General features: G+C 46.9%; 1 protein-coding gene. It reads left to right on the top strand.

All coding sequences use genetic code 11. The features are described 5' to 3' along the window. Position 1: 1 nt before the first annotated feature. Positions 2-14,203 carry a non-ribosomal peptide synthetase gene (locus ICL55_RS29945; protein ID WP_188104655.1) on the top strand — a complete coding sequence of 4,734 codons (14,202 nt, stop codon included), beginning with the start codon at positions 2-4 and terminating at the stop codon, positions 14,201-14,203. Positions 14,204-14,205: the final 2 nt, after the last annotated feature.

The following is a 14,205-nucleotide window of genomic DNA, read 5'->3' as shown; positions in this document are numbered from 1 at the left end:
TATGGAAGAAATTAAATCATTGCTCATCCGGTTGCAGCAACAGAACATAGATATTAATTTGGCTGGACAGGACCTGGAGTTGTTGTTTGATGGAGATGATCTTCCGGATGAAGTGATGGAAGAGATCCGTGTGAATAAAAGCGCTATTGTAAATTTTCTCAAACAGCAGGAAGGGATAACAATCAGACATGCAGAGGAAAAGGAGTATTATCTGCTTTCACCGGCGCAGAAGCGTTTGTATTTTATCCAGCAGCTGGCGCCGGATAATACTGGGTATAATATTTCCATGGTGGTGAAGATAAAGGAACAGATCCCACTCGCAAATATAGCGGAAGCCTTCCGTAAGTTGATCCGGCGGCATGAGAGTTTCCGTACCTCGTTTATTACCATTGAAGGGGAGCCTTATCAGCGTATTCATGACCATGTTGATTTTAGTCTGCAGGAAGCTTTTCTGGACGAATCTGATATTGGTCAATATATAAAACAGTTTGTGAGGCCCTTTGACCTTGCCAGCGATATGCTGTTGAGGGCGAGTATCATACATGTCAGTAACGGAAGCCAGTTGTTGGTAATAGATATGCATCATATTATTTCAGATGGTATGTCTGACATGATTATTACCGGTGATTTTCTGACTATTCTCGAGGGGGGTAGTTTGTATCCGCTTAAATTTCAGTATAAGGATTATTCTGAGTGGATAAATAAACGTATTTCGCAGGGAGAATTAGCAGCGCAGGAGCGATATTGGATGTCGTTATATCAGGATGATATTCCCCTGCTCAGACTACCCGGGGATATGCGGCGTCCTGCTATTTTTACTGCGAAGGGAGATCATTATAGTTTTGTGCTGGATGAAGAATTGACTATCGGGTTGAAACAGCTGATGGTGACAGCGGGAGGAACGCTCTATATGCACATGCTTGCCATCATGAATGTGCTGTTCTATAAATATACCGGTCAGGAAGATATTGTTATCGGGAGCGTTGTGGCCGGGCGGCCTCACATTGATCTGCAATATATAGCGGGAGTTTTTGTCAATACGCTGGCTATGCGTAACCGGCCGGTGGGGACCAAGTCTTACCGGGATTTTCTCAACGAGGTGATCAATAGTAGCATTACTGCATTTGAACATCAGGATATGCAGTTTGATGATTTGGTCAATAAGTTACAGATTGAGCGGGATCCTGCCAGAAATCCGATGTTTGATATGAGCATAGTGGTGCAGGATTTCGGGGAGCAGGATACCGGGGAAGTAGAGGAGGTAGCGGAGTTTAACAGAATTACCTCCAAGTTTGATATGACCTTTTATGTCAGGGACCGCGGAGGAGTGATTCATATTGATATCCATTTCTACGCTGATTTGTACAGGAAGGACACTATTGAGAGAATGGCCGGGCACTTCAGGAAGATAGTCAGCGAAGTGGTGAAAGATTCTCAGTTGTTGTTGAAGGATATTAATCTGCTTTCTGTTATAGAGCGTGAGCAGTTACTTACGGTATTTAATGCTACAGAGAAGCATTTTGGGGGATGGGAAACTATTCCGCTTGTGTTTGAGGAGGTAGCAGGGTTGTTTCCTGACAGGATAGCACTAAGCGGAGCAGGGCGGGAATGGACTTACCGGCAGCTGGAGGAGGAATCAAACAGCGTGGCCAATTATCTGCTGGACTTTCATCAGGCAGGTATTGGAGAATTGATCGGTATCCACATGGATAAGTCGCCGTGGCAGATGATTGCGGTGTTGGGCATACTTAAAGCTGGCGGTGCCTATGTTCCGATGGATACTAACTGGCCGGAGGACCGGATAAAGTCGATCATCGACGATGCGGGTATCAGGATATTGTTGACAGATGGGGACATCACGGCAGAGAATCTGGCACAGTATAGTAAACGCAGACCGGGCAATAGGATTACCCGGGATGATCTGGCATATATCATCTATACATCCGGCAGTACCGGCAGACCTAAAGGGGTGATGCTGTCTCATGGCGGAGTGGTAAATATGGTACGCTCCCAGTGTCGCATCCTGGAAATGACGGCAGCGGACAGGGTTATGCAATTTGCCTCATTGTCGTTTGATGCGGCAGTATCTGAGATATTTATGGCCTTGTTTACAGGAGCGGTATTATGTGTGCCGGACCAGCAGCAGGTGAAGGACAAGGATAAGTTCATCGATTTTTTCAGCGGTAACGAAGTAACTGTATTGACATTGCCGCCGGCCTTTCTGGATATACTGTCGCCCGAAGAACTGTTGGGGCTGAGGTGTCTGATTACTGCCGGAGATGTAGCGGATGTGGATAAAGCAGTAGCCTGCTCGAAGTACTTTACCTATTTTAACGCGTACGGGCCTACCGAGTGTACGGTGTGTACCACCATGTATCAGGTAACGGGCAGGGAGAGGGGATGGAAGACGATTCCCATCGGTAAGCCTATTGATAATGTAACTGTTTTCATCGTGGATGACCAGTTGCAACCACTGCCTGTTGGCGCAGAAGGTCGTATCCTTGTTGGTGGCGGGGGGCTTGCCAGCGGCTATTTGCATCAGGCAGATATGACGGAACAAAAGTTTTTTCCATACTCCTTACATGATGGCAAATTGGTTTATGATACCGGAGACAGGGGGCGGTGGCTTCCGGATGGTAATATTGAATTTGCAGGCAGATCTGATGAACAGGTAAAGATCCGTGGGTACCGGGTGGAGCCCGGGGAGGTGGCAGCCAGCATCAAAGCGTATCCGGGAATTCAACAGGCGGCGGTGATCGTAATCGGGGAGCGGGAGCAAAAAGAATTGATAGCTTTCTATGTGGCCGATGCTGACATTGACCTCAGAAAGTGGTTATCCGGTTATCTGCCGGAATATATGTTGCCAGGTAGTTATTATCGGGTGAAGGAGATGCCGGTCAACAGTAGCGGAAAGGTAGACAGGAAGGCATTGATTGACTGGAGGGCGGCCAGGACCCGACATGAAATAGTAACAGCCAGGACACCAGCGGAGCAGCATCTGATAGCGGTGCTGGCAGAAGTGTTGGATATAAACACTGCTGCTGTGAATTTGGATGTTGACTTTTTTGAGTTGGGAGGGCATTCTCTGCGTGCTATCGCCCTGGTCGCCAAAATACATCAGGTATTCAACGTGAAAATTCCGCTTGACAGTATATTGCAGGCGAAGCAGATGCTGGAATTGGTCCCCCTGATAAGTACTGCCGGAAAAGCAGATTATTCCGCCATCCCTAAGGCTGGTTTCAGGGAACATTATCCCCTTTCTTCTGCGCAGAAGCGCTTGTATTTCATACAAATGCTGGATAAAGCGAATACCAGTTATAATATTCCCCAGGTGATGACTTTGTCGGAAGACTGGACCCGGGAGCAGATACAGACAGCATTTCGGCGGTTGATAGACCGACATGAAAGTTTCCGCACGTCATTTGTAATGTATCAGCACGAGCCTGTTCAGGTTATCAGGGAACAGGTGTTATTTAACCTGGACCAGAAAGAGATCGGGGAAGAAGAACTGGAAGCGGAAATTTTAAATTATATAAAACCATTTGATCTTTCCAGTGACCTGTTGCTACGTGGCTGTCTGCTTCGGGTGGGTGGAGTGAAGAACATACTGTTGCTGGATATGCACCATATCATTGCCGATGGCACCTCTGCAGTGGTACTGCTGGAAGATTTTTTGGCATTGATCGGTGACAGGGAGTTGCCTGTGCCCAGGCTTCAGTACAGGGATTTTTCCGAATGGCAGAATGGTCTGATAGCCAGTGGCGCCATTGAGAGGCAGATCGCATACTGGATGAAAGTGCTGGAAGGGGACCTGCCCCGTCTGCAATTACAGGCTGATTTCCCGCGACCTGCCAACTTCACTTTCAAAGGAGCTGATTATCGGTTTCGCGTGGAAGGGGAAAAGGCCATTGCATTTAAGGAACTGATAAAGCAGCATGGCGGCACTTTATATATGCACATGCTGACTTTGTTGAACGTGTTATTTTATAAGTACACGGCCCAGCCGAAAATAATTATGGGAACAAATATTGCCGGCCGGCCTCATGCAGACCTGCAGCGCATAGCCGGCATGTTTGTTAATACCCTTATTATGTGTAATTATCCTGAAAAGGGTAAGCACTACGATGCTTTTTTACAGGAGGTGATTCATAACAGTATTGCTGCATTTGAAAACCAGGATGTACAGTTTGAAGATCTTATTGAAAGACTTCAGGTAGAACGCGATCCTTCCAGGAACCCCGTTTTTGATATCTGTCTTATTGTGCAGAATTTTACGGAGCAACGTCAATCGGACAGCATTTATTATACGAATGCTACCGCTAAGTTTGACATGACCTTCTTTGTATATGAGCAGGAGGATGCCATAGAAATCAATATTGAATATTATAGCGATGTTTTCAGAAAGGAGACCATCCAATTGCTGGCGGGACATTTCTGTCAGGTGCTGGATACGATCATTCAAAAGCCGGATATCTGCCTGGGGGATATTGATATATTGCCACCGGCGGAGCGCCGGCAACTACTGGAAACGTTTAATAATAGTGATGTTGCCCATGGTAGTGCAGAAGACCTGGTAACGATGTTTGAACGGCAGGTAGGCCTGACGCCTGACAGCATAGCACTGCAATCCGAGGGGCGCTCATTCACCTACCGGGAGTTGAATGAAAGCGCCAATCAGCTTTCTCACTACCTTACCGGTCATGGGGTGGGGGTTAATACGGTTGTGGGCATCTATATGTCAAGGGGGCCGGAACTGATCATGGCAATCTGGGGCGTTCTTAAATCCGGAGCCGGGTATATTCCCATTGATACCGGCTGGCCTGAAAGCCGTATTGAAATGATCGTGAAGGACGCTGGCATACGGCTGCTCCTGTCCGGAAAGGACCATATTCGTGAGCTGCATCGTATGCAATGGAATTGTGAGGGGCTTACTACGTTTGTTTGTCTGGATACAGAGGATATCGACAGTGTGGAGGAGTCTTCCTCCAATGAAATGATGAATGCAAATCTCTGGAATTATGTGCGGGAGGTATCTTCTGATGAAATCGCTGCAGGTGGATGGAACAGCAGTTTTACCGGGTTGCCGTTTTCGGAAAAAGAAATGGACGAATATGCTTCAAACGCCTATGACAAGTTAAGTCCGCTATTACATCCTGAAAGCCGCGTCCTCGAAATTGGCTGTGCATCGGGTATCACCATGTTCAGGATCGCTCCGTTAACCGGTTTTTATTTTGGCACTGATGTATCTGAAGGAATGATCCGTGCAAATGAAGAAAAGGTAAGATCAGCAGGACATAAGAATATCAGATTGGGATGTTATGCAGCACATGAAATCGGCTCAATAGACACAAAAGCATTCGACCTGATCATCCTGAATAGTGTGATTCAATCCTTTCATGGCCATGCCTACCTGCATAAGGTCATCGTGCAGTGTATGGCGTTACTGGGAGAAAAAGGTCATCTGTTTATTGGAGATGTTATGGACCTGGATACAAAATCGGGAATGATTGAGGAACTGGAGAAGTACAAGCGGGAGCATCCGGGGGCACCAACAAAAACAGATTTTTCGTCAGAGTTATTCCTGTCAAAAGCATTCTTTGATGATCTGCAGGCGGAGTATCCTTTAATTGAAAGTGTTACTTTCTCAGATAAAATCCATACAACAGAAAATGAGTTGACACGCTACCGTTATGATGTGTTGCTTCATGTCAATAAATCGAAGTCCCGGGAAACGCCCGTTGTCCGGCCGAAGAAATATCGGCATGATTTGTCCGTGATCAGACATTATCCTGTTTCCAATCCGGGAGTGATACGTGATCCGGAAGGAATTATTTATACGATATATACTTCCGGTACTACAGGTATTCCCAAAGGAGCAGTTGTCCGATACCGGAATTTCGAGAATCTGATGCAATGGTTCTGTAACGACTTCTCGATAAATGAAAGAGATACGTTTCTCTTCGTTACTTCCATCGGTTTTGACCTTTCCCAGAAAAACCTGTACGCAGCCCTCATACGGGGCGGCAGGCTGGTATTGTCTGGAAAAGATAATTTTGATGCTTTTAGGGTCTGTTCGGAAATTTCCAAATATGCGGTCACCCAGCTGAACTGCACGCCGGGGATGTTTTACCGGTTACTGGAGGAAAGTGAAACAGACCAATACGACCGGTTGCGCTCTTTGCGAAAGGTATACCTTGGCGGGGAACCGATCAATATGATGAAATTGATGCCGTGGTATGGGGCACCAGATTGTTTGGCTACTGTTTATAACACCTATGGACCAACGGAGTGTACAGATATCTGCCTTAGTCATGTGGTCGACAGGGAAAAGGATATCGTATCAGTACCGTTGGGTAAACCGGTTTACAATTGTTTTATTTACATACTTAATGAAGATCAGCAATTATTGCCGGTGGGCGTATGTGGTGAGATCTGTATAGGAGGAGCGGGTGTTGGAGGTGGATACATTAATCGGTCTGCGCTTACAACAGAAAAATTTATTGATCATCCCTTTAACCCGGGTGAGAAATTATATAGAACAGGTGACCTGGGCAAGTGGCAGCATGATGGTACCGTGGCTTTCATCGGCCGGGTAGACGATCAGGTAAAGGTGAGAGGCTTCAGAATAGAGTTGGGCGAAATTGAGAAAGGGCTACTGCGATATCATGGTATCAGGGAATGTGTGGTCCTATCCCTAAAAGAGGTGGATAATCAGCAAATATGCGCTTATTATGTTGCTGACGGGATAATCAGTCATCAGGTGCTATCGGACTTTTTGTCCCTGTCCCTGCCAGATTACATGATTCCTGCCTATTTCATCAGGATTGATGCGATTCCTCTTACAGGGAATGGTAAGGTCAATAAAAAAGCCTTGCCGGCGGTCGGACATGAACGACGGGAGATGTATGTGGCGCCCGCTAGTGCTACAGAACAAATGTTGACGGAGGTGTGGTCCGGAATCCTGGGCCATCCGGTGGAGACGATCAGCACGAATGATAGCTTTTTCCTTATAGGAGGGCATTCACTGCGTGCGGTAGTGCTGGTAACGCATATTCATAAAACCTTCAATGTGCGTCTGCCCCTGAAAGATATGTTCATGCTACAGACTATCAGGAAACAGGCTGCTGCGATCGATGCTGCTTCCAGGGCTGATTTTACTACAATGGTAAAGGCTGAAAAAAGCGCATATTATCCTTTATCCTCTGCACAAAAAAGGCTGTACTTTATACAGCAGATGGATACCGGCAGCACCAGTTATAACATGCCGATGGTGCTGAGATTACAACCCGGCTGCCCGATAGATAAGATACCTTCCGTATTTCAGGCCTTAATAGAAAGGCATGCCAGCTTCCGTACCAGTTTTATCCTTGTTGATAATCAGTGTTTTCAGCGGGTGTATGAACACATCGATTTTCAATTGGAGCAGGTGGCACTGCAGGAAGAACAGGTGCCATCCTTTGTCCGTAGTTTTATCCGCCCCTTTGATCTTGGTAAAGATGTGTTGCTTCGTGCCTGTCTTATAACCGTAGAAGGGCGATATCATGTGCTGGTGGCCGATATGCATCATATTATATCAGACGGTACCACAGGGACCATCTTGGCGGAAGATTTTCTTTCCTTACTTCAGGACAGACCGCTCTCTCCGTTGAAATTCAGTTATGTCGATTATTCCGCGTGGCAAAATCAACTGATGATTTCCGGAGAGATAAGCAAACAGGAGGAGTATTGGAAGAATTTGCTGGCCGGTGAGATACCTCGTTTATACCTTCCCACCGACTTTAAACGTCCTTCGGTATTTACTTTCAGGGGAGACCGGTGTAGCTTCAGATTTGAAAAGGAAGTGCTGGACAGGTTAAAGGCACTGAACGCCGGTAAGGGAGGAACCTTATATATGAATGTGCTGGCACTGCTGAATGTGTTGCTGTTCAGATATACGGGGCAGTCCGATATTATTATCGGCACAGGTATCGCCGGGCGTCCGCATGCTGATCTGCAGCATATTGCCGGTATGTTTGTCAATACGCTGGTAATGAGAAACAAGCCAACAGGAGATAAAACCTTTTCGACCTTTCTGCACGAGGTAATCAACAACGCTATTGAGGCGTTTACTAATCAGGATGTACAATTCGAGGACCTGGTAGACCAATTGCAGGTGGTGCGTGATCCGGGCAGGAATCCGTTGTTTGATGTTTCCATGGTGGTCCAGAATTACGAAAAACCAAGAGAGAAGCTCCTGGAAAACAATAAGAACTGGATTGCTTCCGCTGATGATCTTTACAGGAGTGAGACATCCAAGTTTGATATAACCTTTTTTGTACACGAAGAAGAGGACAGCATAGATTTCATTGTAGAGTATTACACGGACATATTCAGGAAGAGCACTATTGAGCGGCTGATCAGCCATTTCAAAAATCTTGTGGAGGTAGTGTTGAATGACCCGGATATCCCATTGGGAGAAATAAAACTCTATGATGAAACAGAAAAAGAGCAACTTCTTTTTGAGTTCAATGATACGGTAGTTGTTCCGGAAATTACTTCAACGCTGCCGGCGTTGTTTGCCGGGCAGGTAATTAAAACACCTGACCGAACAGCGCTGATGATGGGGCCGGTGGTATTGACCTATCGGGAGTTGGACAATGCAGCTAATCAGCTGGCCCACTATCTTATAGGTCAGGGGATAGGCAATAATGACAGAGTGGGTATCTATATAGACCGATCTATAGAACAGATGGTGGCGCTACTGGGCATCTTAAAGACGGGCGCGGCTTATGTACCGCTGGATACTGCACTTCCGGAAGAAAGAGTCAGGACCATCATTAACGACGGAGAGATGAGCGTATTGGTTTCTCAGAAGAAGATGAACAGGGAACTCAATCGTTTATTATGGAGTTGCAGTTGTCTTAAAAGGTATCTATGTATCGACAGTGACCAGGTACATCTGGAACAAGAGTCTACCCTGAATGCTGCTATGAGCACCGGTTTATGGGAGTTCATAGGAGAAACGGCTGTAGATGATATCAGTGGCGGGGGATGGGTGAGCAGCTATACCGGCCAACCCTTTACAAGAACCGAAATGGATGAATATGGGGATAATGTCCTGGAAAAGGTGTTGCCATTAGTTTCTCCTGACAGCAGGGTCCTGGAAATAGGCTGCGCGTCCGGAATCACCATGTTCCGCGTGGCGCCACATGTAGGATTATATTACGGTACAGATCTGTCCGGTGCTATTATAGCACGAAACAAGAAGCTGGTACAGGAACGTGGGATCAATAATATTCGTCTGGATGTGATGTCTGCAGATCAGATTGATCAAATTGACGGGAAAAAATTCGATCTTATTATTATCAATAGCGTCATACAGTCGTTTCACGGGCATAATTACCTGCGTCAGGTACTGGAGAAGTGTATTACCCTACTCGACGATAAGGGATATCTGTTTGTCGGGGATGTTATGGACCAGGACCTGAAAGAGGCCCTTATGGAGAGTTTGATGGAATTCAGACAGGACAATCCGGATAAGGGCTATCACACAAAACTGGACTTTTCTTCCGAGTTGTTTCTCCCCAGGGATTACTTCAGAGACTTACAGGCTGTTATACCGGGCATTGCTGAATTATCCTTTACTCCTAAAATACACACAACAGCAAATGAACTGACCCGCTACAGGTATGATGTGCTGATCAGCATCGATAAAACTAAGGAAGCAGCCAGAGCTGAAAGGATCAAGTTTCAGGATGACAGGTCCGTATTGATGTTGTTTCCGACGGATCCTCCACTTTATAACCCGGCCCCCAAAGATATTGCTTATGTAATATATACTTCCGGTACTAGCGGTAAGCCCAAAGGGGTGGAGATCAGGCACGACGGAGTTGTTAATCTCATCCAATATCAGTTGCAGGTATTTGGCATATCGGATGACGAGAGGATATTACAATTTTCGACGCTCAGCTTTGATGCGTCTGTTGAACAGATATGGCTTGCCTGGTTGTCAGGAAGCACCCTTGTGCTGGTAGACCGGAGCACGATGCTTGATCCTGTTCTGATGCAGGCCTATATCAGGGAGCAGCAGATCACTCATCTTCATGCAGTGCCGATGTATTTAAATAGCCTGGACTATCAGGGGTGCACTTCTCTCCGAAGAGTGATCAGTGGCGGTGATGTTTGTCCTCCTTCCTTATTTCAGAAATTGCGCGGTATCCCGTTGTATAATGAGTATGGCCCTACAGAAACAACTGTCACCTCTATTGAAACCCTCATGGGGGCGGACACAGGTCATATAGGCCGGCCTGTCAGGAATACACAGGTCTATATACTGGATAGTAGTCAGCGGCTGCAGCCTATTGGTGTTCCTGGTGAACTATGTATCAGCGGGGCGGGGATGGCAGCAGGATATCTGCGTGATGAACCACTTACCCTTCAGAAATTTATCCCGCATCCGTTCCGGCCCGGAGAATTGTTGTACCGCACGGGAGACAAGGCCCGTTGGCTGGAGGATGGTAATATTGCCTTCCTGGGGCGCCTGGATGAACAGGTGAAGATCCGTGGATTCAGGATCGAGCCGGATGAGATCGTGAAGGTGGTATTGACTTATGGCGGGGCGAAAGAGGCGGTGGTGGTAATGTATGGAGCGGGAGATGATCGTTATTTATGTTGTTATGTGACGGGATTGAAAAGCGAAGATATTGATCCGTTAAGGAGATATTTAGCAGTAAGGCTACCTGAGTATATGATACCCGGTCGCTTTGTGAGACTAGAACAGTTCCCGCTTACCATTACGGGTAAAATAGATCATGCGCACCTGCCTGATCCCATGATGGAAGCCAGGAAGGACATTGTTGGCCCGGAAGGGGAAACAGAGTGGAAGCTGGCGGCTATCTGGTCTGAAATTCTTGGTGTACGCACAGATATGATCAGTGTGAATGACAGCTTTTTTGAGCTGGGTGGGCACTCTCTGAAGGCTACTGTATTGGTGGCAAATATTCACCAGGAATTCAATGTGAAGATCCCGCTCGCTACTATTTTTATGCATCCCACGATCAGGGAGATCGGACATGAGATAAACGGAAGAGATGCCAGTCATTATTACGCGTCTTTGCCGGTGCAGCCTCTCAGGGATGTGTATCGTGCCTCTGCTGCACAGGAACGCTTTTATATTCTTCAACGACTGGCGCCCGACAGCAGTGCATATAATATGCCGATGTTTATGGACTTGCCGGCTGAAGTGGGTGTAATGGCAGCGAGACAGGCGATCCACCAGTTGATCGCACGGCATGAGATATTACGCACCTCCTTTGAAATGACCGCTGGCGGATTAGTGCAGCGGGTACATCAGGAAACAAAGATCAGCCTGCCTGAATATCCTGATATGGCAGCGGTGCCGGCAGACTTTATCCAACCTTTCCTGCTGAATGAAGCGCCATTGATCAGAGCGGCATATGTCAGTGGAAAAGGACTGCTGATAGATATGCACCATATTATTACGGATGCAATGTCCCAGCGTATACTTGAAACAGAATTGAAACGGTTGCTGGCAGGTGAAGCACTATCCCCCGTAAGGCTTCAGTACAGGGATTTTGCAGAGTGGCAACAAAGTGATGCACAGCGGGAATTAGTGGCGAAGCAGTTGGACTATTGGGAAAATGTTCTTTCCGGTCCATTACCCAGATTACATCTTCCGACAGATAAACCCCGTCCTGCATTGCATGACTACAGTGGCGCAGGGGTTAGTTTCAGCATTGATCCGGCTGCCCTGAAGCAATTTGCATCGGCGCATAACATGACGCTTTACATTGTATTGATGGGTGCTTTCCAGTTGCTGTTGTCGAAAATAACCGGACAGTCGGATATACTCACTGGTACGCCCGTGGCGGGAAGAAGGCATGCTGATCTGCAGGCGGTAACAGGTCCCTTTGTTAATACGCTGGTGGTCCGCACCATGCTGAAGGGAGATATGTCCGTGAGTGATTACTATCGTATGGTCAGGGATAATATTTTACAAGCATTAGACCATCAGGAATATCCCTTTGAACTCCTTGTTGAGAAGTTGGTAAAGGAGAAGGACATCAGCCGAAATCCGATTTTTGATGTAATGTTCAATCTGTTGGAGAGTGAGCAGGGGGGAGGGACCAGAGACGAGTACACACATGAGAAACGTATCTCCAAATTTGACCTGTCATTAATGGCGATAGCACATCCGGACAGAATTGTTTTTGAGCTTTCCTATAGCACTGCATTATTTAATAAAAGTACCATCGACAGGCTGGTCGCCTGTTTTGAACGACTGCTGGAACAGTTGCCATCGCAGGGATTAAGCAGTATTTCGTCTCTTGATATACTTTCCGTTGAAGAACGGGACAAGCTATTGTTATCGTGGAATAAACAGCCCGGACATTCATATGAGAAGGAAAAGACCATTTCCATGCTTTTTGAAGAGCAGGTGGCACGGACCCCTGAAAGGACGTGTGTGGTCTATGAACAGGAAAGGCTGACTTTTGCAGAAGTAAACGCACGTAGCAATCAGTTGGCTAATATATTAAGGCAAAAGGGTATAGGAAGGCAGCGTATGGTAGGGCTGCTGTTTGAAACCGGCCCGGATATGATTATTGCTATGCTGGCCGTAATGAAGGCAGGGGCAACCTATGTACCGATTGATCCCTCACTTCCTCCGGGGCGTATAGCATTGATATTGAAAAATGCAGGTGCAGTGCTGCTCCTATCTGACTCAGATGAAACCCCTGAGGGATTCCCTTTATTGAAGTTGTCAGCCAACGTGTATACGGGAAATTATGATAACCTATTGTCTGACACCATATCATCAGATCCACTGTATATCATATTTACATCCGGTACTACTGGTCAGCCTAAAGGGGTCATGATCAACCATCAGAATGTCCACAACTACATTAACTGGCTGAAAAGCACCATACATTTTGATCGGGACAAGACTGCCCTGGTGAGCTCCTATGCGTTTGATCTTGGATATACCGTGATATATTCTGCTTTGTTGTGCGGTAATGAATTACACCTGCTAAAAAGAGAAAAATATCTCTCCCCTGAGCACCTTGCTGCATATATCTGCGAGCAGGGAATCACCTACCTCAAGATGACGCCTTCGCTCTACTCCGTACTTGCAGGAGCATCTTTGTTCCGGGAAGCGATCAGGCAGTTGAGAGTGGTGCTGCTGGGAGGAGAGATGATCCAGCCTTCCTTCGTGGAGCAGTCATTGTTGTTGAATCCGGCTGTGCAGATTGTTAACCACTATGGACCCACGGAGGCCACTATTGGCTGTATTGCAGCATTGATTACGACTGATAACATAACGGAATTTCTGCGATGTGTTACCATTGGGCGTCCAATTTTCAACACAGACGCTTATATCCTGGGAGACGACAGGTGTCTGTTGCCGCCGGGAGCTGTCGGGGAGCTATACGTGAGTGGAGATGGTTTGTCAGCGGGTTATTGGGGGCAACCGGAACTGACGGACCGTTATTTCATTGACCATCCGTTCCATCCTGGCAGCAAAATATATAATACCGGAGACCTTGCCTCATTTGCTCCGGATGGCAAAATCCTGTTACACGGAAGAAAGGACCAGCAGGTAAAGCTAAGAGGGTACCGGATAGAGCTTCATGACATAGAAACCGCCCTGATCAGCCATCCGATGGTAAAAGAGGGAGTGGTGATATTACTGGGAGCAGGTGCTGACAGTTTCCTCTGTGCTTACGTGAAGGCTGATGGCGAGGTCACAGCGGCGGAGTTGAAAGTTTTTCTACAGGCTATATTGCCCGATTACATGATTCCCGGCAAATATGTATTCCTGGATACTATACCATTGACCCATAATGGAAAAGTAGACAGGTGGGCCTTGCCCGCACCGGAAATATCGCTGGAAGAGTACGAAGCTCCGGAGGGAAAGGAAGAAACAGGACTGGCAGAAATCTGGGCAGAAGTATTATCGGTTCCGCCGGGCCAGATAGGACGGCATGCCAGCTTCTTTGCATTGGGAGGAAATTCTCTTAACGCAATTCATATGATCACTAAAGTCGGGCAGGTATTTGATACAACGCTTAGTATCATAGAAGTTTTTAAACACCCTGTGCTTAAAGACCTGGCTAAGCGCTTGCCGGGTTTGGATCAGGCCTTTTTGGAAGCTATCGACGGATTATCCGACGAAGAGCTGGAAAAGCTGCTGCTTGGAGATTAACA

Source organism: Chitinophaga varians (genome assembly GCF_014529945.1).
GTDB lineage: Bacteria > Bacteroidota > Bacteroidia > Chitinophagales > Chitinophagaceae > Chitinophaga > Chitinophaga varians.
This window is presented reverse-complemented; position numbering and strand designations above follow the sequence as displayed.

Excerpts from the sequence above, each read along its gene's own strand:
- ICL55_RS29945 (WP_188104655.1), top strand. The coding sequence starts at position 2 with ATGGAAGAAATTAAATCATTGCTCATCCGGTTGCAGCAACAGAACATA.